21 protein-coding genes are annotated in these 23521 nt (G+C 67.7%); 16 read left to right on the top strand and 5 right to left on the bottom strand.

Annotation, left to right across the window (positions count from 1 at the left end; genetic code table 11):
• The first annotated feature begins 45 nt into the window (after positions 1 to 45).
• The 8 genes from HUA78_RS31165 (at position 46) to HUA78_RS31130 (ending at position 8795) form a co-directional block, all read left to right on the top strand.
• The gene (locus HUA78_RS31165; RefSeq protein ID WP_174459378.1) at positions 46 to 588 is read left to right on the top strand and encodes a D-alanyl-D-alanine carboxypeptidase family protein; all 543 of its coding nucleotides are present in this window, start codon (positions 46 to 48) and stop codon (positions 586 to 588) included.
• A 190-nt stretch (positions 589 to 778) separates the two neighbouring features.
• On the top strand, positions 779 to 1654 hold the full coding sequence (locus tag HUA78_RS31160) for a TIGR04222 domain-containing membrane protein (RefSeq protein WP_174477793.1): 876 nt from the start codon (positions 779 to 781) through the stop codon (positions 1652 to 1654).
• A gap of 184 nt (positions 1655 to 1838) precedes the next feature.
• Positions 1839 to 2831: a TIGR04222 domain-containing membrane protein gene (locus HUA78_RS31155; protein WP_174477792.1), complete on the top strand. Its 993-nt coding sequence runs from the start codon at positions 1839 to 1841 to the stop codon at positions 2829 to 2831.
• Positions 2828 to 3673 (top strand): DUF692 family multinuclear iron-containing protein, encoded by an 846-nt coding sequence (locus HUA78_RS31150; protein ID WP_174477791.1) that lies wholly within the window; start codon positions 2828 to 2830, stop codon positions 3671 to 3673. Before HUA78_RS31155 ends, HUA78_RS31150 begins: the two co-directional genes overlap by 4 nt.
• Positions 3670 to 4134 carry a hypothetical protein gene (locus HUA78_RS31145; RefSeq protein WP_174477790.1) on the top strand — a complete coding sequence of 155 codons (465 nt, stop codon included), beginning with the start codon at positions 3670 to 3672 and terminating at the stop codon, positions 4132 to 4134. Before HUA78_RS31150 ends, HUA78_RS31145 begins: the two co-directional genes overlap by 4 nt.
• Before the next feature lie 108 nt (positions 4135 to 4242).
• Positions 4243 to 6516, top strand: coding sequence for a DUF4139 domain-containing protein (locus HUA78_RS31140; protein ID WP_174467314.1), 2274 nt, complete (start codon positions 4243 to 4245; stop codon positions 6514 to 6516).
• A complete protein-coding gene (locus HUA78_RS31135; RefSeq protein WP_141641299.1) occupies positions 6516 to 8078 on the top strand; it encodes a mucoidy inhibitor MuiA family protein in 1563 nt (520 codons plus the stop codon). Before HUA78_RS31140 ends, HUA78_RS31135 begins: the two co-directional genes overlap by 1 nt.
• Before the next feature lie 12 nt (positions 8079 to 8090).
• Positions 8091 to 8795 (top strand): hypothetical protein, encoded by a 705-nt coding sequence (locus HUA78_RS31130; protein ID WP_174467313.1) that lies wholly within the window; start codon positions 8091 to 8093, stop codon positions 8793 to 8795.
• Between the two features lie 34 nt (positions 8796 to 8829).
• On the opposite strand, the gene HUA78_RS31125 is transcribed toward HUA78_RS31130, so the two are convergent.
• Entirely contained in the window at positions 8830 to 11058 is a 2229-nt protein-coding gene (locus HUA78_RS31125; RefSeq protein ID WP_174467312.1) for a transporter substrate-binding domain-containing protein, read from the bottom strand.
• Positions 11059 to 11246: 188 nt separating this feature from the next.
• On the opposite strand from HUA78_RS31125, the gene HUA78_RS31120 reads away from it, so the two are divergent.
• On the top strand, positions 11247 to 11840 hold the full coding sequence (locus tag HUA78_RS31120) for an HD family hydrolase (protein ID WP_174459372.1): 594 nt from the start codon (positions 11247 to 11249) through the stop codon (positions 11838 to 11840).
• 16 nt (positions 11841 to 11856) lie between these two features.
• Here the strand turns inward: HUA78_RS31120 and HUA78_RS31115 are convergent, their stop codons facing one another.
• Positions 11857 to 12705, bottom strand: coding sequence for an MBL fold metallo-hydrolase (locus HUA78_RS31115; protein ID WP_174462231.1), 849 nt, complete (start codon positions 12703 to 12705; stop codon positions 11857 to 11859).
• A gap of 94 nt (positions 12706 to 12799) precedes the next feature.
• Here HUA78_RS31115 and HUA78_RS31110 point away from each other — a divergent pair, with 94 nt between their 5' ends.
• A complete protein-coding gene (locus HUA78_RS31110) occupies positions 12800 to 13612 on the top strand; it encodes a hypothetical protein (protein ID WP_174477789.1) in 813 nt (270 codons plus the stop codon).
• Entirely contained in the window at positions 13609 to 14517 is a 909-nt protein-coding gene (locus HUA78_RS31105) for a DUF3396 domain-containing protein (RefSeq protein WP_174467310.1), read from the top strand. The genes HUA78_RS31110 and HUA78_RS31105 overlap by 4 nt, the downstream gene beginning before the upstream one ends.
• A 12-nt stretch (positions 14518 to 14529) precedes the next feature.
• On the opposite strand, the gene HUA78_RS31100 is transcribed toward HUA78_RS31105, so the two are convergent.
• Positions 14530 to 15171: a glutathione S-transferase N-terminal domain-containing protein gene (locus tag HUA78_RS31100; RefSeq protein ID WP_174467309.1), complete on the bottom strand. Its 642-nt coding sequence runs from the start codon at positions 15169 to 15171 to the stop codon at positions 14530 to 14532.
• A gap of 88 nt (positions 15172 to 15259) precedes the next feature.
• Complete coding sequence (gene def, locus HUA78_RS31095; RefSeq protein ID WP_174467308.1) at positions 15260 to 15874, bottom strand: peptide deformylase; 615 nt, start codon at positions 15872 to 15874, stop codon at positions 15260 to 15262.
• 951 nt (positions 15875 to 16825) lie between these two features.
• Between def and HUA78_RS31090 the strand changes: the two genes are divergently transcribed.
• Together HUA78_RS31090 and HUA78_RS31085 are read left to right on the top strand one after the other, a co-directional pair.
• Positions 16826 to 17689: a TonB C-terminal domain-containing protein gene (locus HUA78_RS31090; protein WP_254614407.1), complete on the top strand. Its 864-nt coding sequence runs from the start codon at positions 16826 to 16828 to the stop codon at positions 17687 to 17689.
• 53 nt (positions 17690 to 17742) lie between these two features.
• Entirely contained in the window at positions 17743 to 18243 is a 501-nt protein-coding gene (locus tag HUA78_RS31085) for a hypothetical protein (protein WP_174459170.1), read from the top strand.
• 19 nt (positions 18244 to 18262) lie between these two features.
• On the opposite strand, the gene HUA78_RS31080 is transcribed toward HUA78_RS31085, so the two are convergent.
• The gene (locus HUA78_RS31080; protein WP_174477788.1) at positions 18263 to 19420 is read right to left on the bottom strand and encodes a fatty acid desaturase; all 1158 of its coding nucleotides are present in this window, start codon (positions 19418 to 19420) and stop codon (positions 18263 to 18265) included.
• A gap of 323 nt (positions 19421 to 19743) precedes the next feature.
• On the opposite strand from HUA78_RS31080, the gene HUA78_RS31075 reads away from it, so the two are divergent.
• From HUA78_RS31075 to HUA78_RS45990, 3 genes are all read left to right on the top strand, one after another.
• Positions 19744 to 20961, top strand: a complete 1218-nt coding sequence (locus tag HUA78_RS31075; protein ID WP_174459172.1) for a type I restriction endonuclease — start codon at positions 19744 to 19746, stop codon at positions 20959 to 20961.
• A 23-nt stretch (positions 20962 to 20984) separates the two neighbouring features.
• A complete protein-coding gene (locus HUA78_RS31070) occupies positions 20985 to 22781 on the top strand; it encodes an SIR2 family protein (protein ID WP_174477787.1) in 1797 nt (598 codons plus the stop codon).
• Positions 22782 to 23083: 302 nt separating this feature from the next.
• Positions 23084 to 23482, top strand: coding sequence for a hypothetical protein (locus HUA78_RS45990; RefSeq protein WP_174459174.1), 399 nt, complete (start codon positions 23084 to 23086; stop codon positions 23480 to 23482).
• Positions 23483 to 23521: the final 39 nt, after the last annotated feature.

The raw sequence follows: 23521 nt of genomic DNA, 5'->3' as shown, positions 1-23521 counted from the left end.
ATAAACGCGCGAGAGTCAGGTCCTTTCCCCAGACCGGATTCCGCCATGTCGCTCGCGCTCTTCCGCTGGAGTGTCATCCTCACGTGCCTGTTCACGACCGTCGCCTTCGCCGGTGAGTCCCGTCCCCGGCGTCAGAAGGTGAAGGCCGCGAAGCTCGTGCGGGTCGAAGGCGGCCACCGGCTGCATCGCGACACGGCGACGGCCCTCGAACGCATGGCCACCGAAGCGACGAAGGACGGCCTGGTGTTGCGAGTCACCAGCGGCTACCGCTCCCTGCGCGAGCAACGGTGGCTCTACGAGGAGTACCGCCGGGGCCGTGGCAACAAGGCGGCGCGGCCCGGACGCTCCAACCACCAGCGAGGGCTCGCGGTGGACCTCGTCATCGGTCAGCGCACCTCGAAGCGCTACCTCTGGCTGGAGGCCAACGCGTGCCGCTTCGGCTTCCGCCGCACGGTGCCCTCGGAGCCGTGGCATTGGGAGTACCGCCCCAGCAGCACCTTCCCTCCCGTGGTCGGCTTCGACTGCCTGGGCAATCCCACGCGCCCTCCCGTGTCCCCGGAACCGGTGGCGCGCAAGGACCCGAGCTGAGGCTCACGCGCGCCCCGCTCGGCGCGACACAGCGCGGCGTGGCGGCTTCACGGTAGACTGCTCCTCTCCAGGGCGCGGACATCGGACGCTCCGGTGACACCGGGACGTCACGAAGACGTCACGGGCCCTCGCTGTCAGCGGCTTCGCGGTGCGTTTCATGAGGGGGTGAACCAGCATGGAGGCCGCCACGATGAATCCATTGGAGATGTCGGGCCCGCAGTTCCTCGAGCTGTTCGCCGCACTCTTCGCGTTCGCGTTCCTGGTGGGACTCCTGCTGCGCTACCTGCTGCGCCAGCCCGGAGGTGACCCCGGTGCCCTGCCCCTGAACCCGGACCCCTATGAAATCGCCATGCTCTCGGGCCCGAAGGCCGTCGTCCACGCGGCCCTGGCCAGGCTCCTCCACGACGGCTCGGTTCGCATGCATGGGGCGCGACTCGAGGTCACCGGTTCTCGCCGCCCGGACGCCGCCTTCATCGAGCGCGTCGTCTGCCGCGCCGTCACCGATGGCGAGGTCAAGTCGTCCGAGCTGCTGGCGCGCGCCGAGCCCGCCATCCAACAGCTCAAGCCCGCACTCATCGAGCGCGGATGGCTCGTCGATGACACCTGGGGCTGGCGCGCCCGCTGGTTGCCGCCACTCCCCGCCCTCGCGGTGCTCCTGCTGGGCCTGACGAAGATCTCCGTGGGCCTGGAGCGCGACAAGCCCGTGGCCATCCTCGTGGTGTTCTGCTGCGTGGCCACGGCCGGCATCGGGCTCCTCGCGCGGCGGGTCTGGACGAGCCGCCAGGGAGACTCGGTGTTTCAGAAGCTGCGGTGGCGGGAACAGCCCCTGAGGACCGCCGCGCGCAGCGCCGAGGCCCCCGAGATGCTGAACGGGCACGACGTCGGCATGGCCGTGGCCCTCTTCGGCCTGGGCGCCATGTCCACGAGTGACTTCGAGCTGCTGCGCCGGGAAGTGGATCCTGGGAGCAACTCCTTCGGGTTGGGCGATTCGTCCGGCGGAGGAGATGGCTGCGGTGGAGGCGATGGCGGCGGGGGTGGCTGCGGCGGCTGCGGAGGTGGCGATTGACGAGCCTGTCGCTCCAGGGTGTCGGCAGCCGCGGGTGCGGGCCCATCCGGGACGATTGAACATCACGACGGTCCGGGATTGGACGTGGCGGTGGCAAGCAAGCGTGACTCAGACATCACGGGACCTGACAGTCATTGGCATACCGGTGCGCTTCATGCAGGGACCAACCCGCATGGAGGTCCACATGATGAATCCCATGGACATGCATGGCCTGAAGCTCCTGTTCGTCCCGCTGAGCGTCCTTGTGTTGATGGTCGGGTATTTTCTGCGCAGGGTGCTTCGCCTGCCCGGTGGCGACCCCGGGGTGCTCCCCCTGCGGCCGGACCCTTATGAAGTCGCCATGCTCTCGAGTCCTGCGGCAGTCGTGAATACAGCCCTGGCCAGGATGCTCCATGAAGGAGTCATTCGGATGAACGGGACGCGACTGGAGACCACGGGCGCGCTCTTGGCCAACGCAACCTTCGTCGAGCGCGTCGTCTACAGCGCTGTCGAACATGGAGCGGTGAGGTCGTCCGAACTGCTCGCGCACGCCGAGCCTGCCCTCAATCGGCTGCGGCCCATCCTCATCAACCGCGGCTGGTTGGTCAGTGAGACGGGGAACTGGTGCGCGCGCTGGCTGCCAACGTTCCTGAGCCTCACCGTCCTCGGGCTTGGGTTGGGACAGTTCGTGAAGGAGCTGGTGCATGACAAGACCATCGGCCTGCTCGCGTTGTTCTGTATCGCTCTCATCGCCTTCACGATGCGCCTTGCTCGGCCCGTCTGGCGAAGTTGCCGAGGAGATGCCGTGCTCAAAGCGATGCGTTTGAAAGAGCAGCCGTTGAAGCTCACCGCGCAAAACGCCGATTCTCCCGACCTGCTGAGCAGCCACGACCTCTGCATCGCCGTGGCGCTGTTCGGCCTGGGGGTGGTGGCAATGGATGGCTTCGACTTGCTGCGCCAGGAGCTGATCGCATCGAAGTCTTCCGGGATTCTGGGCGATTCGAGCGGTGGCGACTGCGGTGGCGGCTGCGGCGGGGGCTGCGGCTCGGAGAACGACCGCGCCGGTGGGTGCGGCGGGGGCAGTAGCTGCAGCGGCGGTGGTGGTGGTGGTGGTGGTGGTGACGGCGGCGGTGGTGGTGACGGCGGCGGTGGTGGTGGTTGCGGCGGCGGCGGTTGCGGAGGAGGAGGGAGCAATTGACATCCCTTTCACTGCACGGGGTCGGCATCGGCTGGCGCAGGGAGCTGGCGTTGTTCATCGACCGACTGCCGTCACCCGGCTTCGTGGAGGTCCTCGCCGAGCACCTGCCTTCCTCGGGCGACGTGCCACTGCCCCTGGTGCGACTGGGCGAGCGCGGCGTCCCCGTGGTGCTGCACGCCGTCTCACTGGGATTGGGTTCGGCGGAACCACCCGACTCCCGGCGCCTGGGCTGGCTGGCGCGGCAGGCGGAGCGCGTGGGCGCGGTCTGCATCAGCGAGCACCTCGCGTTCGTCCGCGCGGGAGGGCTCGAGTCCGGACACCTGCTGCCACTGCCCCGCTCGGAGGATGTGTTGGACGTGCTCGCGGAGAACGTGCTGCGCGCCCAGGCGGCGCTGCCGGTGCCCCTGGCGCTGGAAAACGTGGCCGCCCTGTTCGAGTGGCCCGATGCCACATTCTCGGAAGCGGAGCTGCTCGCGGGTGTGCTCTCGCGCACCAACGCCTCGCTGCTGCTGGACGTGGCCAACCTCCACGCGAACGTGCTCAACCACGGCTCGGATGCGGACGCAGTGCTTGCCTGCGTGCCACGCGAGCGACTGGCCTATGTCCATGTGGCGGGTGGAGTGCAACGCGGCGGCCTGTACCACGACACCCACGCGCATCCACTGCATGCGGGCCCCCTCGCCTTGCTGGAGCGGCTGGCGGAGCGACTGGGGCCGGTACCGGTGATGCTCGAGCGCGATGACCGATTCCCCTCCGAGGCGGAGCTGGCCTCTGAGCTGACCTCGGTGAGGACAGCCCTGGACCGGGGCGCCTCGCGATGGCGCGCGGCGGCCCGCCCATGAGCGCGCGCGAGCGCCTGGCCCAGGCCCAGGCGGAGCTGGTCCATGCACTGGGCGCGGGCGCACCGGTGCCCGCGGGCTTCGATTCGGCCCGCGTGCTCGCGGCGGCGCAGTCCCTGCTTCACAAACGCCGACGCGGTGTCGAGCGCGCATGGCCTCCGCTCGCGGCGGCGCTGGGCGCGGACTTCGCGGTCCGCTTCGAGCACTGGGCTCGCACCCATCCCATGTCCGTGGAGCCGGATGCCCTCGCGGAGGGCCGGCGCTTCGCCGCCTCGCTCCAGGACGAGGGACGACTTCCCGCCCAGGTGTCCGGGGTCCTGATGGACTTCGACGCGCGTTGGCGTTTGACACCGGCGGGAGAACGTGTGCGACGCCGGGGCTTCTGGCTCGTGGTCCGACGGGACGTCACGACGCGGCGCTTCCGGGTGGCCTTGCGTCTGCCCGGAGGGCGGGTGCTGCGGTAGGAGTGGAGCGTCAACACCGCCCCTCCCGCCGGAACGACACCGTGGGGGGCATGATTCTGGCGCCCATCTCGACTAGCCTTGCGACTTCATCCCGAGCCGAGGGGGCGCATGCTCGTCGTGCCATCCATCCTGGATGCAGTCACCGTTCACGCAGAAGGGGCGCTGTGTACTCGCATCGCCACCTTGCAGCTCGTGGAGGACCGCGTCCCCACCGAAATCCAGCTCAACGGACTTCCGATGTCACTGCGCCCCGGAACCCTCCGGGCCGCTGTACGACAGGGGCCTCCCGGGCTCTCCATCCGCGCCATCCGGCCGACTTTCGACGTCCAGCTCCCGCCCGAGGTCGACGTCCCCGGTGAGCACCGCGCCCTCGAGGAGGCGCTCGCGCGAGTCTCGGATGTAGTGGCGCGGCTGGAGGGCGTTCAACGCGAGCTCCAGTCCATCGGCAAGCTCAAGCCCACCTTCGCGCCGCAGAAGAAGGACGCCTACGTCCCTCACGAGGCCCCGCTGGCGGCGCTGCTGGCGCTCACGTCCTTCGTGGACACGGAGCTGACGTCCCTGAACGCGCGGAGACTGGAGCTGGAGCAGGCGCACCGTGACGCGGAGGCCGATGTCCGGCTGCGGCGCCAGCGACTGCACGAGGCCTCTTCATCCGTGCGGGGCGAGCGGGCCCGCGTGTACCGCGCCGCCGTCCTCACCTTGTCCGGCAACCCCTGGCCCCGGGAGACTCCGGCGCTCATCTCGCTGGAGTACGCCGTCCCGGGCGCGCGCTGGGTGCCGACCTATGACCTGCGCCTGCCCCGGACGCTGGAGGAAGGCACGCTGCGGATGCGCGCCTCCATCATCCAACGCACGGGCGAGGACTGGACGGGCGTGAAGCTCGCGGTGTCCACGGCCGCGCTGGACCGCAAGGCCGAGGTCCCCGAGCTGAAGGCGCTGCGCATCGGCCGCCGCCAACCCCCACCGCCTCGCTCCGGTTGGCGCGAGCCGCCTCCCGGACTGGACGAGCTCTTCGCCGGCTACGACACCCTCCGGCAGGCCGCCAGCCCCCAGTCCGCGCCGAGGGACGAGCCCGTCTCCGGTGGCCTCTACGATTCGTCTGGCGTGGAGTTGGAGGAGCCGGGGGAACGAGAGCGGAGCAAGGAAGCCGCCCCCAAGGGGGGACGCGCACTCCCGAAGCCCATGCCTCCGAAGAAACGCTCCGTGGGCAGCGCCTCGGCCTCCGCGCCACCTCCACCGCCCGCGCCCGCGGCGGCTCCGCGAAACATGGCGCCAGGCTCTCGGGGAGGTTCGACCCAGGCCGGGGAGTTTGAGTCGCTCAGGCGCTCTCGCGGCTCGGTGGCCCCCGCCGAGATGGATGACGAGCAGCTCGACATGCCGCAGGACGCGGAGGAGGAAGGAGGCTCCTCGCGCGTGTACGCCGACATGGCGGATGGGAGCCTGGGAGGAGGCGGGGCGCAGGACCGCCCGAGCGCGGTGCCCCGACTGGAACCCTCGGACTCGCTGCTGGACTATGACCGCCTGTCGTTGACACCCGCGGACGACCTGGACGGACGTGGCCGGCTGCGTCCCCGCCCGTCGCACGTCACCCGGGAGATCCTCGCGCTGTCGGCCGTTCAGATTCAGGTCAACATCCTCTCGTTCGTCGCGGTGAGCGAGCAGGAGGTCAACAGCCTCTGGCGCGTCCCGACGCCCACGTGGACGGTGCCGCCCCGCGAGTCCGCGATGCACTTCGATGCGCGCTTCGACCTGGAGACGCGCGCGGATGTGCCTTCGGACGCCGCGTGGCACACGCTGCCGGTGCTGTCCGTGCCGGTGGGCCTGTCCGCCGAGTACGTCTGCGTGCCCTCGGTGGAGTCCCGCGCGTTCCGCACGGTGCGGGTGGAGAATCGAACGCCCTATCCGCTGCTCGCGGGCCCGGTGGACGTCACGCTGGGCGATGAGTTCCTGATGACGTCGCCCTTGCCCACCATGCCCCCAGGCTCCACGCAGCGACTGGGGCTGGGCGTGGAGGAGTCCATCAAGGTCGCGCGCAACACGCGCTTCGACGAGGCCACCGGCGGCATCTTCGGTGGCGCGACGATGCTGACCCACCACGTCTCGGTGGAGCTGGCCAACCGGATGTCCAACCGGATTCTCGTCGAGGTGTGCGAGCGAGTGCCCGCCGTCCCCACGGGGTTCGAGAAGGACATCAAGGTGGAGGAGACGGAGGTCGCGCCGGTCTGGCAGAAGCGCACGCCGTTGCCAGGAGAAGTCCCGGTGGAGGGCGAGCGCGCGTGGCGCGTGGTGCTCCAGCCGGGTGAGGCCCAGACACTCAAGGCGACGTGGACCGTGAAGATTCCCGCCAGCAAGATGCTCGGCGGTGGAAACCGGAGGACATGATGAGCACGCCCCTCACCCTGCCGGTGGTCAAGGTCACCGTCCTGGAAGATCGCGCGCTCGTCGAGCGCCGAGGTGAAGTTCCCCTGGTGCCAGGTGCCCAGCGCCTGGTCATCGCGGGGTTGTCTCCGCTGGCGGTGGACCGCTCGCTCCAGGCGAAGCTTGCCGGAGGCACCGTGTCCCAGGCGCGCGTGCGGCGCGCGAAGAAGCCCCAGCCTCCCGAAGCCCGACGCGAGCACGCCACCGAGCTGGGCCGGCGCGTGGCGGAATTGGAGCGCCAGGAGCGTCAGGCCCGCGCGGACCGGGAGCGACTGAGCACGCGCCAGGGCCTGCTGACCACGGCGCACGCGGACGTGTACCGCGCCATCTCCGAGCAGGCCGGTGGTGGCAAGGCGCAGGCGGAGGAATGGAAGCAGCAACTGGACACCGTGCGCCAGGCGCTCGAGGTCGCGGACGAGGCACTTCGCGGTGCGCTGCGCGAGGAGCAACGGCTGCAGCGGCAGCTCGAGGAAGCGAAGCGAGCGCTTGCGGGGACGCAGCAGGCGGAGGCGAAGCTGGACGTCCACGCCGAGCTGGAAGTGGGCCACCCAGCGGGAGGCACCGCGCTCCTGTCCATCACATACCTGGTGCCGTGCGCGGCGTGGCGTCCGGCCTATCGCGCGACGCTGGAGCAAGCCGCCAGCGGCACGGGCCAGACGGTGCGTCTGGAGTGCGAGGCGGTGGTGTGGCAGCGCACGGAGGAGGAGTGGAAGGACGTGGAGCTGGCGTTCTCCACGGCGCGGCCGACGCTGGGCGCCACCCCTCCCCGGCTGGAGACGGACTGGCTCTTCCTGCGCGACAAGACGGAGCGCGAGAAGCAGGTGGTGGAGGTCTCCATGCGCGAGGAGGTCATCCAGACCACGGGCGAAGGTGGCGGAGGAAAGCGCGACGAGGGCCTTCCGGGCATGGACGACGGCGGCGAGGCCCTGACGCTCGCGGCGACCCACCGCACCACGGTGCCCTCGGACGGTGAGCCTCACCGCGTCCCCATGTTCCACTTCACCGCGCCCGCGGCCTCCGAGCTGCTGGTCTGTCCGGAGCTGTCCCCGCTGGCGCACCGCGTGGCCCGCTTCGACAACGTGGGGCCGGCGGTGTTGCTGGCGGGTCCCGTGGACCTGGTGCGGGTCAGTGGCTACGTGGGCCGCTCGCAGCTGCGCTTCACGGGCAAGGGCGAGCGCGTGCGACTGGGCTTCGGCAGCGAGGATGCGCTCCGGGTGGCCCGGCAGACGGACCTGCAGGAAGAGACGAGCCGCCTGACGGGGCGCAAGGTGAAGACGCACCACGTGAAGATGTTCCTCTCCAACATGAGCGCGCAGCCCGCGTCGGTGGCGCTGGAGGAACGGATTCCCGTGTCCGAGGTGGAGACCGTGGAGGTGAACCTCCTGAAGGACGGCACGAAGCCAGCGCCCACGCGGGTCAGCGCGGACGGCATCGCCCGGTTCGAGGTGACGGCCGCGCCGCGTTCCCAGCAGGAATTGACCCTGGTCTATACGGTGTCCAGCGCCTCGAAGGTCGCGGGGCTGTAGAGGAGGTTTGTCATGCGCACCGTGTTCGGCCTGCTGTTCGCCCTGGGCCCGGCCTTCACGGCCGGGGCCTCCTCGTCACCGCCGGGCACCGCGTCGGACATGGCGCAACGGCCCCCGCAGCTCTCGGTGGAGTTCGGGGGCTCGTGGGCGCGGGTGCAGCACCCGACGGCCTACATGCTCGATTGGAGAGACAGGACGAGCACGCTGGGGGCTCGCGCCAGCGCGATGCGCCTGGCGGGCGGGCTGCACTTCAACATGGTGCGGAGCTCGGACCGGAGCGACTGGTGGTGGACCAACGGCGTGGAGTGGTACCTGACGGGGGGTGACCTGCAGGTCCTCTCGGTGCGGCCGGGGTTCGAGAAGCGCTTCGCGCTGACGGGCAAGCTGCTCTTGGGCCTCAGTCTCTTCGGCGCGGCGTCCGAGGTGAGCCTCGCCTCCGGGCGCATGTTCGCAACGGAGCCTGACGGGACGGCGGCCCCGGAACCCGACTCGGGCGCCTTCCAGCGTCGCGTCCGGAAATGGACCTTCGGTGGAGGCGGCTCGGCGGCGCTCCAGTACCAGCTCAACCGCTGGGTCCACACCCGCGTCAACGTGGGCTACACGCAGTACGTGAAGCAGGTCCGGAACTTCGGAATGGTGGCGGACTCGGAGCCCGACACGTTCTCCGTGTCACTCAGCGGCCCCTGGGCCGCCGCGTACGTGGGCGTGAGTCTCTGAGTCACGACCGAAACCCCGAGCCGCGCTTGGGGCGTCAGTGCTGCACGACGGCGATGTAGTTGCCGTAGCGCGTCTGGATTTCGGAGACGTACTTCACCGGCTCGGAGCCTCGGCAGTAGCCGTGTCGCGCGCGGCGATAGTGCTGGGGCTTCTCCAGCAGGAGCATGGCCTTCTCCACGTTGCCGAACCAGCGGTTGGGGTCCCAGCCCTGCTCCTGCGCCAGCCGCCGCGCGTCCAGCACATGGCCCAGTCCCGCGTTGTAGGAGGCCAGGGCGAAGCGCAGCCGCTGCTTGAAGGGAATCTCCGGAGCGATGCGGCCGATGAGCTGGTGCATGTACTTCACGCCCGCGTGGATGCCCTGCTCCGGGTCCTCGAGCTTCCGGAAGCCCAGCTCCTTGCCCGTGCCGGGCATGACCTGGAAGAGCCCCTGCGCGCCCACCCAGCTTCGCGCCCGAGGGTCGAAGCGGCTCTCCTGGAACATCTGCGCCACCATCAATCGCCAGTCCAGGCCGTAGCGCTGCGAGTAGGACTGCACCAGCACGTCATAGGGAGAGATGGCACCGGTGAGGACCGCCTCGTCCGTCGTCGCGGGAGCCTCGCTCCGGTGGCCCTCGAAGTAGCGGCGCCGGGCCAGATTGTACTCGGTGCCCCGGTAGGTCTTCTGCACGAAGCCGTCGAGGAAGGCTCGCAGCTTCACGTTCTGCGGACGCACGGCGAAGGCGATGCCGTGGTGCCCCTCCGTGCCGGCGCGAGGCCCCTGCCCCGGTAGCGTCACTCCCGCCTCCACGTCATCGCGGTACACGCGCTCGGCGGCGAGGATGTGGCTGTCCGTCACGGTGAAGGGAATCTCTCCGCGAGCCACCTGGTCGATGAGGGTCTCCGCGTCCTGGTCCTCGGGTGCCTCGACGACCGTGAAGCCGTGCTGGGTCGACGCGTCCTTGAGCGTGGCGAAGTGACTGGATGAGCGCCGGACGTGGACAGCCTGGCCCTTCAGGGCCGCCACGGAGTCGAGCTTCGGTGCCCCCGCGCGCTGCACGATGACTTCGTCCACGAAGAGATAGGGGCGGCTGAAGGCCACCTCGCGCTGACGCTCCGGCGTCACGGTGAGCGCGGCGGCGACCACGTCTCCTCGGCCCTCCTTCAACCAGGTGAGGAGTTCTTCATACGAAGGAGGCACCACGACCTCCAACCGCACCTTGAGCGCGGCGGCGGCGAGCTTCGCCATCTCGTAGTCGAAGCCCGCCTGGTCGCCTCGGTGGAGGAAGTACGTGACGGGGCTGTTGCGAGTGAGGACTCGCAGCACACCGCGCTTGCGGATGGCGTCGAGGTCCCCCGTGAAGCGCTGCTCCCTGTGGTCGGTGAGCGCGCGCTCCACGAGGAAGGCATCCAGGGCACCGCGCAGCGCGGGGTTCTCCGGCCGCACGGCCCAGGCGAGGGCGCGCTTCTCCGCGATGGGAAAGAGGCCCTCCACATCCGGGTTGTACGTCTCGATGGCCGCGAGAAGGTGACTGTCCACGACGGTGAGCGGGACTTCTCCCCGCGAGACCTTCCAGGCGAGTTCCTCGGAGTCGGTGCTCTCGGGCACGGGCACGATGGTGAGCCCCGAGGCCTTCTCCTTCGCGAGAGCGGCGAGCGACGCGGCGAAGGTGGAGCTGGCGCGAACGTGCACGGCGCGGCCCGCGAGTTCCTCTGGCTTGCGAGGCAGTCCGGTGGCACCTCGCTTGCCCACGACGACTTCGTTCACCAGGGCCAGGGGGCGGGTGAACGCGAGGTCCTTGGAGCGCTCGGGGGTGACGGTCAGGTCCGCGGCGATGACATCTCCGCGCCCCTCTCGCAGCGAGGGGATGAGCTGATCGAAGCGCTCCACTGCGAGGAACTCGATGGACATGCCGTGCTTCTCGGCGAAGCGCTCCAGCAGCGCGCGGTCCTGCGAGCGGGGCGTGCCCTGACGCGGCAGAAAGTCCTCGTCGGTGCCTTCCACGAGGACACGCAGCACACCGCGCTTGCGCAGCGCGGGGAGGTCTCCGGTGAAGGGAGGCTCGGGCGGCTTCGCGGGCTCGGCGGTGACTTGCGCCACCTCGGCGGGAAGCGGCAGGGCCTGCTCGGGGAACGGAGGGTCCTCCGGCTCCATGGCGGCGACAGGCGGGGGCGGTGCTGGCGGCGGAGCGGGCGGCTCCTGCTTGCAGGCGGTGACACTCACGAACAGCGCGGCCATGAGCAGCCACTGCGACGCGCCTCGGCACTGACGAGAAGAAGACTCCATGGGTGCTTCCCCCTCCTCCGGACCGTGTCCAACGTCGCGGACCCGACCCTCGTCCCCCGTCTAGCCGAGGTCGTGGGGTGAAATCACGCAGGCCCCTGAAATGCGCACCGGGAGGGCCATGAGAGGCCACTCAGCCTCACCTGGAGTACGGGAGTGCGCGGGCTCGTGGGTGTAGCGTGGAGGGACGCATGAAGACGAAGAGCTCGCCACCCATCGCCCTGCTCGGAGGGCGCAAGACGCTCCCGATCATCGAGACGTACTTCGAGCTGAATCACCTGAAGCAGCTCTTCCGTCAGGGATGGTTGCGAGTGGGGATTGCGCCGGAGCGATGCGAGAGCGTGGCCGAGCACTCGCTGTTCGTCGCGCTGCTCTCGCTGTTCATCGTGGACAGTCACTTCCCGGAAGCGGACGCGGGGCGGGCGATGCGCATTGCCCTGTTGCATGACCTCGGCGAGGCGTATGTCGGCGACCTCACGCCCCATGACGGAGTGGGACGCGAGGACAAGCACGCGATGGAGCGCCGGGCGATGGAGCAGCTCGTGGGCAAGCTACCGCGGGGCGCGGAGTACCTGGCGCTGTGGGACGAGTACGAACAGGGCAGCTCGTTCGAGGGACGGCTGGTGCGGCAGGTGGACCGGCTGGAGATGGGCCTCCAGGCGTGCGTCTACGAGTACCAGGGAGCAGGAGACCTGTCGGAGTTCTTCGCGTCGGTGGAGAAGGCGCTGGAGGCGCCGGAGCTGCGCGCGGTGCTCGCGGAGCTGGAAACACTGAGGCCCGACTGAGTTTGTAACGCGAGGCTCAGCCGAACCAACGACCGGACTCGGGTGCGAAGACGCGCACGCGCTCGGCGAGCGTGGGCGGGAGGCGCTCGCGAATCAGTGCGTGCACTTCCTGAGGGCCGAGTGACTGGCTGAAGTGCATGAGGACGATGGATTCGTTGTGGAAGCGGTCGGCCTGGGCGATGAGTTCGTCGAGGTGGAGGTGGGCGCGGTCTCTCGCATCCTGCACGGGGCGCTTCGGGTCGACGAAGGTGGCTTCGAGGATGAGGACGCGCGAGTCGAACAGGGAAGGCTCGGTCTCCAGCACGCGGGCGAGCGTGTCGGTGGCATAGGCCAGCTCCAGGTGGTCCACCTCGGTGAGGAGGTTCTCGCCGGCCCTGCGACGCTGGGCGATTTCCTGCGGAGGCAGGCCGAGGAACTCGGGGCGCAGCTTGGAGACGCGGCGGATGAACTGGTAGCCGAGCGAAGGGACGGGGTGGTGCGTGCGGAAGGCGCGGACGTGAAGCCCCTGCCCGAGCGGCTGGACGTCACCGGGGAGCATGGGGACGGTCCGCACGTCCATGGATGTGTGATGGAGGCGGGTGAGCACGCCGAGGGCCTCACGGACGGGGGCCTCGATTTCGGCGGGGAGAAAGACTTGAGGTTCGCCCTTCCCTAGGAGCCGACGGATGCCCAGCAGAGAGCCGAGCCCGCTGGCGTGGTCCGGGTGGGCATGACTGAGGAAGATGCGGTCGGTGCCCGCGAAGGAGCGGATGGGGATGCCCGCGTCGAGCACCACGTCCAGCTCGGGGACCTGGAGGGAGGTGTAGACGCCGCCGACAGAGATGCCTCGGACGGTATAGGGGCCTGCCTGGACCTCGGTGAGCATCGCCATGTTTATGGCGTGACTGCCCCCTGGTCGCAACCCACGTTGGGGCGTGGGTGTCATCCGCGTCATGATGGGTGAAGAAGGAGGACCGCGGATGGAGCGATCCCGACGACGGCGAAGGATGTGGGCCTGGGCGCTGCTGCTCGCGGCCTGCGCGGGCACGCCCGAGCGCACGTCGACAGGGCGCTACGAGTTCGACTCGGCATCCAACAGTTGTCGACAGCGGCCGGAGCTGTGCGCGCGCATCGCTGGAGAGGAAGCTGTCGTCCCTCCTGTCCGGCCGATTCAGGCCATGGTCTCCGCCACCCGGACCGCCGCCGCCGCGATTCGCGTGCTCGACTCCGCCACCCAGGCGCTCATCGAGGAGCGCCTCAAGGAGTGCGCGGACCAGGCTCGCTCCTCCGTGCTTCTCGAACACCGGGGCGGACGGGCCCCCACGCGCAGCGAGTGCAATGAGTCGCACATCGATGAAGCATCCAACCGCCGCATGACTCTGGCCATGCAGCTCGGGTGTCTCATGCATCGCGTGGCACTCGATTGTAGTGAAGCGGCGCTGGAGAAAATCATCCCAGGAGGCTTCAGCCGCGAGCAGCGCTACCGTTACGACAAGTCGCGCAGGACTCTCGCGATGGTCAGCGAGGAAGAAGCTCGCGGCCTCCTCAAGTTGGGCTGCGGCAGTGAGCTGAAGGGAACACTGGTTCCCGATCTCGTCATCCACAACGGAGATCCACTCAGCGCCCATGCCATCTACGATTTCAAGTTTCCCTGCACCGGAACGAACATGACACCATGGCACGAGTACCCTGCGGGCCACGTATACGGAGGCATGACCCAGAAGATGATCTATAGGGAAGCCTTTGGTGTTCCCGCGTCACGAGTCCTTCCGCGCTGGGGGGTTCTGCCATGAGTGATCACTACCCCCGAATTCGTCTCATGTATGGCGAACTCCTTCTGGTGCGCGAAGGGTTGAGCTTCGTCTTCTTCATGGACCGCCCCCATCAGGAAATCGCTCAAGCGATCGTCGCGGCAATGGAGGCGTATCTGCAAGCAATCGGCCCCAACGCCATCGGGAGATATGCCAGCGAGGATGGCGAGTGGATTGACCTGACAGAACAGGAGTGGTCATTCGTCCGCGCGAAGCTTCTCGAACGGAAAGCGCCGCTGCTCCTGCTGCACGATGAGGAAGACGCACGCTATCAATACCGGTTCGAGTACTTCGGTAAGCCGCCTGACGCCGCGCTAGGCCCTGAAAAACGCCACCCTGTCTGCGCGGTGCGCTTCTGGCTACCGACCGAGTACCTGGAACAGAACGGACCCGCCAAGGTGCGTGAGCTGGCACTCAAGATCGCAAGCCTCCTGCCGTTCTGCTCGGGACATGTGGGCCTCGCCTTCAATGGCGAACTTGATGTCGCCGGGATGATGGCCGAGGTCCGCAAGGTGTGCTTTCGCTACCCAGGCCTGGACCTCCTCGAACTGGAGCACGTCTCCTGGGAGCTCGGCACCCGCGTGCGCGGACCCGCATGGCTCACCTTCCTCGGCCAGCCTGCACTCGCGGGCCTTGGTGGCGTGTCGGCACTTCGTGAGCAACTCCGCGCGCCAGGCACCACCGTCGACGCCCTTCCCGGAGACAGCGCCATCATCACCCTGGGCTCCTGGCCCGAGGCCGGTGACACCCTGCACGACAACACCCTGCCCGCATACCGCGAGCTGGCCCGCGTCCTGGAGCCCTGGCTCTTTCACGAGAAACATCCCTACAGCCTCGGACTCCCCGCGGACGAGTTGCTTCGATGGGAGCGTCGCTTCCTCGATTGAGGCACGCCGAACTCACGTGTCGAAACGAAAGGTCGTCTCCTGGCTGGAGGCTCGCGTCTCGAACCGCTGACAGAACGCGTTGAGTTCTTCGTAGGAGGCCGTCGGCAAGACCTCCCGAAACTCCAGATGCTTCACGAGGCAGAAGAGCGTGACCTCCAGAAAGCTCAGGTCCCGATCCGGTGGAAGCGCGGCGAGCACCGGCGTCGTGTTCTCCTCCAGCCACGACATCATGCTGACCAGCCCCGTTCGCATCTTCGACTGATGGGCACTCTCTCCCGTGCCCCCCAGCTTGGACATGATCAACGTCACTTCCGTCGACATGGCCTGAAGGACAAGCTCCTGCGCATTTGCGAGCACCGGAGCCTCCAGGTCCTCGGGCCAAACCACGCGAGGCGTGAGGCTCGACATCCGACGAAGCTCCCGGCAGACGTTGAGCGCCCCGAACCAGACACCTCGGGACGTTTGCATGACCGGAATCCGCAGTGCGGGGTTGCCCCCGTAGTCCTCCGGATTCGAGGACAGGAGGTCTCGCAGGACACGGAAGGAGTAGTCGACACGCAGCTCCGCGGCGAACATCCGCGCGATGCGTGTGAAGTGAGAACTCGAGCGGCCGATAATGACAGGCGTGGTGACGTCTTCGCGCACGACAGGCATCCGTGTTCCTCCGAGCCAACGAGCAACCTGCTGCCAGCGACAACCCCACACCCAGGCCGAGGGCCTCACCCTCCCCAATGAAAGCCGTTCAGGTCGACGACTTCTCGCGCCCCGGTGCCAGCCCGAGTGCAGCCCGCACCTCGGCGGTGGTGCGCCCCGCCCAGTAGCGCCGGTGGTTCTCCGCCGTCGCGAAGCTGCGCGTCTCCATCCGGTCCACGTAGAGCGTGCCATCCAGATGGTCCAGCTCGTGCTGGAGGATGCGCGCGTACCACCCCGTCGCCCGAATCGTCACCGGCCTGCCCTGCTCGTCCAGCGCATCCACCCGCACGCCTCGCGCCCGAGCCACGAGCGCCGCGAAGCCCGCGACACTCAGGCAGCCCTCATGAAACTCGGCGGGCGTCGCATCTTCCACCGTCAACTTTGGATTGATGAGCACGTGGAATGGCACCGGCGTCCGCTCCCGGTCCGACAGGTCTGAGGGCGACACACCGGCCTGGTACTCGGCCCGGTCCTCGACAACCACCAGCCTCAGGCCCACACCGACCTGCGGCGCAGCGAGTCCTACTCCTGGCGCATCTCGCATCGTGTCGCGCATCAACACGATGAGCCGCTGAATCTCGGGACTGCCAATCTCCTCCGGCGTCAGGTCTCGCGCCTTCTGCCGAAGCACGGGTTCTCCTGCTTGGACGATCTTGAGCACCATGACGCAAGCGTAGCAGGGCCCCTCACGACGACCTCAATCGAAAGCGCGACCTGTCGGCCATCAACCCGCCACGATTCCCGCACACCTGAACAGCCACGCGTCACGACAGGAAGCGTTCTGCATCACACGACTCCAGTCCGCGGGAACGCGTGGGCACGCAATCCCGAAGCCTCTCTTCCGTAGGGCTCGCGACCCGGGAATTGAAGCCGGGTAGACTTTCGAGGACAGAGGGCCGGCTCTGGAAGCCCCCACGGCGGCAACCCGTGGAACTTGCCAGGGAATGTGGGAGTCGCGATGCAGCGGTTTCGGCGCTTCGGGTGGGCCGCCCTGGTCTCACTCGTCATCCACGCGGCCCTGCTCGCCCTGCTTTGGGACGAGACGCCGCCTGTGCGTCCCACACCGGCTCCCTCGCGCCCGCCTCCCCTGTTCGTGGAGGTCATCACCGCACCGCGAGCCAAGCCTCCCGCACCCGCGAACCAACCCCCATCGACGACGCCACAGCGGCCCTCCCTTCCCCCCATCAAGCCTCCGCCCGCCGAGCCCCCTCCTCCTGCTCGCGAGAACGCTGAAGCCTCAGCCCAGCCCCCAGAAGCGGCCTCCAACAGCGTCGCCTCGCGGCCCGGAACACCGCCCGATGCCGTGACCGAGGGGCAAGAACAGGCCCCCGAGGCCGTATCTCCAGACGCGCTGTCCCACCCGACCGCTGCACGTGACTCCCCGACGACAGCACCATCCGAGGGCTCCCTCGATGCGCGACCCGAGACACGTCCTCTCGCGATGGGCCCCACGGAGGCCAGTGCGTCTCCACACAACACCCCGCCTCCTGTCGCCGCGCGCGAAGAGCCCGAATTTCGGCACGCGGACACTCCCATGGGTTTGCTCGCCGGAGAGACCGCTCCTCGCGGTCCACGTCGTCCTGCGGACCAGCTCTTTCCCCTGCCCTCCACGCTCATGCCCGGAGGAGATTCCAGGCCCTCGGGCATCCCCATTCAGAGTGGGCGCACCCTGCGCCCCGGAGACGCAGGCCCGTCGCGCGAAGCCCTCGCCGCCGAGGAACGCGGACGTGTCAGTGGCCGAGTACAAGGCGTCATCGACGACCAACAGGCCACCCTGCGCGTGGCGAACGGGTTGATCGACCCGTACTTCAGTCGACTGCGCAAGGCGCTCGAGAAGGGCCTCGAGGACGCTCCGGTGTTCCCGGGCACGAGCCTGCTCCATCAGGCCAAGACCTCCTGGGCCTCGCAATCGAAGAACTACGGAGCCACGGGCAACCCGGGCGGCCCCACCCCCAACGCCCCTACCGGGTCAGAGCAACTCCAGGCCCTCCAGAATCGCTTGGGCGACTCCTCCGGCGACTATTCGATGGAGGGCCTGCGCGGTCGCGTCCAGGCGGGCGACGAGATGCAGAAACTCGCGGGCGGTGGAGGGGCGAAGCTCATCGTCACCCTTGAGTTGCATCAGGACTCGGATGGCACCTTGCGTGACGCGAAGCTCGTGACGCTGAGCGGCAATCCGGCCTACGACGCCTTCGTGCTGAATGGCGTGCCCTCCTCGCTCGCGAAGCTCGGTGCTCCTCCCGATGGGGCGCGAGGCGTGAAAGCCACTGGCATCCACACGCTCTGGTCCGTCGAGGGGCGCGTCGTCTACTTCCGCAAGCTCAAGGAGCTCAAGGGACAGGACAGCCTCTACGTCGCCTCAGCCGTGGCCGCGGGCCTCCTGGCGGGCCGCTTCGAGGAGACCACGGGCGAAATCGAGGTCATCGACTTCCGCAACCCGCGCTTCGTCTGTCAGCCCAGGCTCCTGCGGGTCTACTGACCCACCGGCCCCCCATTGGCTCGACTCGGGCGGGGGGACTAGGCTGTGCGGCCATGGCTCGCCGCAAGAAGGCTGATGAGATAGCCGACCGCGTCCGCAACCTGCTTGCAATGGACGCCGCCGGCATCATGCGCCGGCTGGAAGCTCGACGTGACGAGATGTTCGCCCTCTTCTCGCGCCTGCGCAGTCGAGAGCCGCTGCTCGACACCATCGCCTCGCGCTACGCCGACGGCGCGTTCGAACAGCTCATCCACCTTCCGGAGCAGGAACAGGCCGTCATCGACCGGTACTACAGCAACCTGGACGAGCTGCGCTGGTACTTCACGTACACCGAGGACATGCCCGGCACCGCGCAGGTGAACTTCATCAAGCTGCACAAGCGGCTGGAGGAGGCGTACCGAGTGTTGGTGGTGACACTCGGCCCCCCTGCCTCCGCGGATGGCGCACGAGTCGTCGACGTCGAGGTCCTCAGCCGAGAGGACAAAGAGAGCGTCCCGGAGAAGACCCTGGTCCGGCGCGCGCTCCCCAGGCAGCGCCGCGCATCACCAGGCTGACTCGCGGCGGGCACGGCACTCAGGCTACGTGGGCCTGGAGCACTTCCTCGGCGTCAACGGGCGCTTCCGAGCGCTCACGAGGCGCGAGCTTCCGCATGGAGGCCTTGCCCACCACCACGTCGATCATCTTCCGCACGCGCGTCCAGACACTCTCCTGCACGTAGGGGATGCCGTACTTCTCGCAGAGGGCTCGGACCTTCGGTTGCGCCTCGCGGTACTTGAGCATCGGCAGGTCGGGCCAGATGTGGTGTTCAATCTGGTAGTTGAGCCACAGGTGCGCGAAGTCGTTCAGGTCTCCGCCCGTCCGGTAGTTCGCGCTGCCGATGACCTGCTGGACGTAGCGCTCGCCCTTGTTCGCGGGCTTGTCGTCGAAGCGGTACAGGTCCTCGCCGGTGTGGTTGGGACCGACCACCAGGAAGGTGTGGACGCTGGTGAGCACGTCCGCCATCAACGAGTTGCAGAACGCGCTGAACGCGGCCCACGGGCCGATGACGAGGAACAGCGCGGGGAAGAGCACGAACTGGACGGCGGCATACGGCAGGTAGCACTGGAGCAGGAGTTCCTTCCACTCGGCGCCCGTGAGGGCCCCACCGTCACGGCGGCCCTTGCGGCGCAGGGCGCTCAGCGTCTCGGGGGCGTAGTACGAGGCGCGCCAGGTGAGCGCCAGCAGCGTGAGCTGGATGTAGCGCAGCGCTAGCGGCCGGGACGGGTTGCGCAGCGTGCCTTCGGCGTTGCGCTCCAGGAGGTCCGGGTCCGCGTCCTCACCGGTGTGCGAGTGGTGCAGGACGTTGTGCTCGAAGACCCAGGCCTCGGGCAGCATCCAGTCGAGCCAGTCGAGGTAGCGCCGGCCGCCCTTGGCGAAGCCCTTGCCAGTGCGTGACGCGGGCAGCCCCGGGACGCGGTCATAGCCTCGGTGTCCCACGTGGTGCATGAGGAGCCAGCGCGTGGAGCGGCCCAGGCTGAGCGCGGCGGCGCTGAAGGGATTGGGGGCGAGCCAGCAGGTGGCGATGCCGAGCAGCGTGCCCACACGGCCCCAGCGCTCGATTTTACGAAGGTGCTTCGCGTCCGCTTCCCCCAGGTTCGCGTCGAGTTCCTGCCGCAACGCCTTCAGCTCTCGGTGGAAACCCTCCACGTCCACGGTCGCGGGATTGAAGGCGGGGGGCAAGGACGACGACATGCGGCGGGCTCCTCGGACGAGGCGTCAGACAGGGGGGCGGAGCAACGCGTCAAAGGGTAGCCGCCAGAGAGGGGCCCGGGAAGCGTTTCCGACCACCCTGCCCTAGCCTGCACCTACCATGTGGGGCCTGGCCCCACGGCCAGAAGGCAGGACTCCTCGGGCCCCAGCGAAACTCCCTGCCCGGCAGGGTCAAATCCCAATGCGGTGTCAATGCCGACCTTGACGCCAGACATTGTGGATGCCTGGTGTTTGGGAATCGGGAGCGCGCTGCGTTAGCGTCAGCGTCCCGTGGCGACCCGCCACGCGGACTCTGGGGGAATGACATGGGCCTTGGTGAGGATTTGCGACTTCTCTCGGAGCAGGTCCGGAAGCGTCAGGCGTTCATCAAGGGCGAAGAGGCCACGAAACAAGCCCTCATCCTCCCCTTCATTCAAGCGCTCGGCTACGACATCTACGACCCCACGGAGACGCAGCCCGAATACGTCGCTGACTTCGCCAAGAAGCGCGGGGGCGTCATGGAGAAGGTCGACTACGCACTGCACCTGAAAGGGCAGCCGGCCCAGTTCATCGAGTGCAAGGCCACGGATGCCGCTCCGGAAGACCATGATGGCCAGCTCGCCCGCTACTTCAATGCCACGCCTTCCGTGCGCATCGGGGTGGTGACGAATGGCATTCGCTACCGGTTCTTCACCGACCTTCAGTCTCCCAATGTGATGGATGCGGTGCCCTTCCTGGAGTTCAACGTCCTCGCGTTCACCGACCGGGACGTGGAGCTGCTCCGTCCTTTCACCAAGGAGTTCTTCGACGCGACATCCATCCAGGGCCACGCGGAGGAAATCATCTTCGTGGGCAAGGTGACGGCACTCATCAACGAGCTGCTCCGAAACCCTTCGGAGAGCTTCGTCCGGTTCCTACTGGCCGAGGTCGAGCTGGTCTCGGGGCGCGTCACGCGCAGCGTCGTCGAGCGGTTCGTTCCCATCGTCAAGAAGTCCATCCAGACGACCCTGCTGGACATGATGACGAAGTCCATCCAGCAGGAGATCGCCCAGAACTCGCCTCCCCCGCCGACCGTCACGGCGATTCCGGCGGAAGCCCTCCAGCGCGCCGCGGAGGCCAGCGAAGCACCCGGCGTCGCCCAGGTCGAGACGACCGAGGTGGAACTGGAGATCTTCCGGATCGTCCAGCGCATGTGTTCCGAATCCGCGCTCAGGCAATCCATCAGCTACAAGGATTCGACGACCTACTTCGGCATCAACCTGGGCAAGGTGACGTCCTGGTTCCTGCGTGCCTTCACCAACGGGAAGAAGAAGTCCCTGGTGACGAGACTCCCGCTGGAGCAGGCCGCGATGCTGTCCCCTGGCTTCGAGGTCGAGTCGGCGCCGGATGGCATCGGCAAGAGCCGCGTCTACTTCAATGCGGCCACAGACATCGAGAAGCTCCGCTCCTTGGTCCTGGTCGCCTATGAAGAAGAGGCACGGCGCCAGAGCAGCTCCCCCGTCGACGGAGGTGGCTCCACCTCCGAATCCGCTTCCGGAGCCTGAAGCGTCGGAGCAGCGCACCGCACATGTCAGCAGAATCCACTGAACGACTGGAATCGCTTGATGCGCTCGTCCACGCGTTGAGCATGGGGCGCAAGAAGATCGCGCTTCTCGTGGGATCTGCCCTGTCCATGGCAGACAAGCCCGGGGCCCCTGGAGTCCCCGGCACCACCGAGATGCTCAAGGTCGCCCAACGGGCAGTCGGCACCGAACTCCAGGCGAAGTTCGAGGCCGCCATCGCCCAGGATGACGGCACCCAGAAGTACCAGCACGCCATGCGATTCCTGCTGAAGTGGCATGATCAGCAGACCGTCAACCAGGTCGTCCGCGAGGCCGTGCTTCAATCGCGGCTCGACCCAGCCGCCAGCGGCGTACGGCCCGATCAGGAGCTTGATCGGGACACGCCCGGATGGGCCCCTCCAGCGGCAACGCGGGATCTCGGCAGGCTGGTCGTCGCACATCGCGACCGCTTCGGGCCCATCCTGACCACGAACTTCGACCCACTGCTCACCATCGCCATTCGCCAGGCCGGCGGCCGAGTCTCCCAGACCATCCTTCATGCGGACGGGCGCCTGGATGCGGTCAGAACCGAAAGCGATGACCACGCTATCGTGCACCTGCACGGATACTGGAACGGCGCGGATACGCTCCACACCAAGGCTCAGTTGACCCAGGAGCGAAACCACCTCAAAGCCTCCATCCACACGCTCCTTCGCGAGTACACGCTCCTCGTCGTCGGGTACGGAGGATGGGACGACATCATCACTCGCGCCCTCGCGGAGTGTGGTTACGACACCCTCGCGAATGTCGACATCGTCTGGGCTTTCTACGAGTCAAAACCGGAAGAGATACAACATCGATACAAGCGGCTCTTCTCAAGCATAAGCTCGCTCTATGGCCGCGGGTGGTTTCGCGAGTACGGAGGCATCAACTGCCACGTGCTTTTCAAGGCCCTACATGACGCCATGGACCGTCGCGTGGGCGTCTCGACTCGGCCCGCCCTCCCCATCGTCGCTTCAGCACCACCTGCCCCGTCCAGCCCGACGATAGGCGACCGGGGAGCCGTTCTGCCCGCGCCTCCCCATGCGCCCTCCGTGCCCAGCCCCGCGCCTGAAGCTACGGTGAAGCGTCCCCGCAAGGCGCGCTCGGTCAAGGCAGCCAAAGACGCGACGCCTCCTCCTGAGTCCCGGCCACACACAGCCTGGCTCCTGGCGAGTCTGGCACTGGTCGGGGTGGTGGGAACCCTGGGCCATGAGTGGGTGACGCGTGCCCCTGAACGAAGCCCTCAAGGAGACCGGCCTGGGACCGGGCTCGACCCTGTCGTCCGGCAGCCCGCCAGGGTCGCACCTCCGCCACGTACCGAGAGCCCCATCACTCTCGCCCCAGTCCCCTTCGGTCCGCCCGCTACCCTGGAGGCATTGCGAACGCAGAATCGAGTCAGGCTCCTGGTGCGAAGTCCCCAGGGAATCCGAACGTCGGAGATGCCCGACAGAAGCTACGCATTCGTGTCCCTGGACCAAGCCTATCTGCTGCGCTCGGCCAGAATCCTCGAGAAGTCCTCGGCGGAGGCGTTCGAGATTCATCACCTCCAGGGCGACGCGTTCTGCCTGGTGGGCTACGTGCAACCGACCACTGCCAAGGCGCTGGACATGGGCCGTCCGGTCAATGTCGTCATGTCGCCCAGGGCCACTGCGGACAGAAATCAGGTCGTCAGCATCCCCTTCAAGCGAATCGTCACCATCGAATCCAGGACAGACGATGGACGAAGGGTCCTGCTCCTCAATCTCGAGGAGAGCGGCCGTCAGGCGATTTGGGGGCCCTGACGTCCCACCAATTCTCAAACTTTCAACGAAGCTCTTCCTCTTCAAATCCATCCATGTACAGAACCCTGGTCGTCGTCGTCCTGGCAACGCTACTCATCGGAGCAGACGAAGGCGGTTGCGGAGACTCCTCCGACCCCGTGCCACTTCCCCTGGTGGAATGCACACCCGACTCATGCACGGGATGCTGCCAGGGCACCACCTGCATCGCGGGCACCGCCACGAGCGCATGCGGAAACAGTGGTGTCTTCTGCTCGGCATGCCTCGGCCTGACCATCTGCAATGTCGAGCGCCGTGAGTGTGAGGTGGACTCCGCCGCTCTCATCGCCATCCAACCCACCCAGGCAGTCCTCTCTCCCCGAGACCCGACTGACGACAGCGACTGGGACCTGGACGGCTCCGTCCCCGACGTTGTCGTCGAGCTTCGCTGTCCGAATCCTGGCGGCGAACCGCTGGTCACTCGCACACCCGAGATCTCCAGCCTGACTCCTCAGTGGACCACGGGCGGCTGCAGCGTGTCGGCGGAGCTGCTGCTCACCCACCCCATTGAAATCAAGGTCTTCGACATCGACACCCTGTTCGACGACGAGGTCGCGACGCTCAGCCATACCCTGACGCGCGAAGAGCTCAAGGTAGGAACGATCTCCGTGTCCATGTCTCCTGCCATCAACTCGCTGACACTGACCTTCACACGGGCGCGTTGAGCCGAACTCCACGGCCCTCAGCGCCGCATACCCCACGAT

The organism is Myxococcus sp. CA033 (genome assembly GCF_013336625.1).
Lineage (GTDB): Bacteria > Myxococcota > Myxococcia > Myxococcales > Myxococcaceae > Myxococcus > Myxococcus llanfairpwllgwyngyllgogerychwyrndrobwllllantysiliogogogochensis.
The sequence above is the reverse complement of the archived record's forward strand: the minus strand, read 5'-3'. Positions and strand labels throughout refer to the sequence as shown.

Excerpts from the sequence above, each read along its gene's own strand:
- HUA78_RS31125 (WP_174467312.1), bottom strand. The coding sequence starts at position 11,058 with ATGGAGTCTTCTTCTCGTCAGTGCCGAGGCGCGTCGCAGTGGCTGCTC.
- HUA78_RS31070 (WP_174477787.1), top strand. The coding sequence starts at position 20,985 with ATGTCAGCAGAATCCACTGAACGACTGGAATCGCTTGATGCGCTCGTC.
- HUA78_RS31130 (WP_174467313.1), top strand. The coding sequence starts at position 8,091 with ATGCGCACCGTGTTCGGCCTGCTGTTCGCCCTGGGCCCGGCCTTCACG.
- HUA78_RS31165 (WP_174459378.1), top strand. The coding sequence starts at position 46 with ATGTCGCTCGCGCTCTTCCGCTGGAGTGTCATCCTCACGTGCCTGTTC.
- HUA78_RS31100 (WP_174467309.1), bottom strand. The coding sequence starts at position 15,171 with ATGCCTGTCGTGCGCGAAGACGTCACCACGCCTGTCATTATCGGCCGC.
- HUA78_RS31080 (WP_174477788.1), bottom strand. The coding sequence starts at position 19,420 with ATGTCGTCGTCCTTGCCCCCCGCCTTCAATCCCGCGACCGTGGACGTG.
- HUA78_RS31085 (WP_174459170.1), top strand. The coding sequence starts at position 17,743 with ATGGCTCGCCGCAAGAAGGCTGATGAGATAGCCGACCGCGTCCGCAAC.
- HUA78_RS31105 (WP_174467310.1), top strand. The coding sequence starts at position 13,609 with ATGAGTGATCACTACCCCCGAATTCGTCTCATGTATGGCGAACTCCTT.
- HUA78_RS31115 (WP_174462231.1), bottom strand. The coding sequence starts at position 12,705 with ATGCTCACCGAGGTCCAGGCAGGCCCCTATACCGTCCGAGGCATCTCT.
- def (WP_174467308.1), bottom strand. The coding sequence starts at position 15,874 with ATGGTGCTCAAGATCGTCCAAGCAGGAGAACCCGTGCTTCGGCAGAAG.
- HUA78_RS31145 (WP_174477790.1), top strand. The coding sequence starts at position 3,670 with ATGAGCGCGCGCGAGCGCCTGGCCCAGGCCCAGGCGGAGCTGGTCCAT.
- HUA78_RS31160 (WP_174477793.1), top strand. The coding sequence starts at position 779 with ATGAATCCATTGGAGATGTCGGGCCCGCAGTTCCTCGAGCTGTTCGCC.
- HUA78_RS31110 (WP_174477789.1), top strand. The coding sequence starts at position 12,800 with ATGGAGCGATCCCGACGACGGCGAAGGATGTGGGCCTGGGCGCTGCTG.
- HUA78_RS31075 (WP_174459172.1), top strand. The coding sequence starts at position 19,744 with ATGGGCCTTGGTGAGGATTTGCGACTTCTCTCGGAGCAGGTCCGGAAG.
- HUA78_RS31120 (WP_174459372.1), top strand. The coding sequence starts at position 11,247 with ATGAAGACGAAGAGCTCGCCACCCATCGCCCTGCTCGGAGGGCGCAAG.
- HUA78_RS31155 (WP_174477792.1), top strand. The coding sequence starts at position 1,839 with ATGATGAATCCCATGGACATGCATGGCCTGAAGCTCCTGTTCGTCCCG.
- HUA78_RS31135 (WP_141641299.1), top strand. The coding sequence starts at position 6,516 with ATGAGCACGCCCCTCACCCTGCCGGTGGTCAAGGTCACCGTCCTGGAA.
- HUA78_RS31140 (WP_174467314.1), top strand. The coding sequence starts at position 4,243 with ATGCTCGTCGTGCCATCCATCCTGGATGCAGTCACCGTTCACGCAGAA.
- HUA78_RS31090 (WP_254614407.1), top strand. The coding sequence starts at position 16,826 with ATGCCCGGAGGAGATTCCAGGCCCTCGGGCATCCCCATTCAGAGTGGG.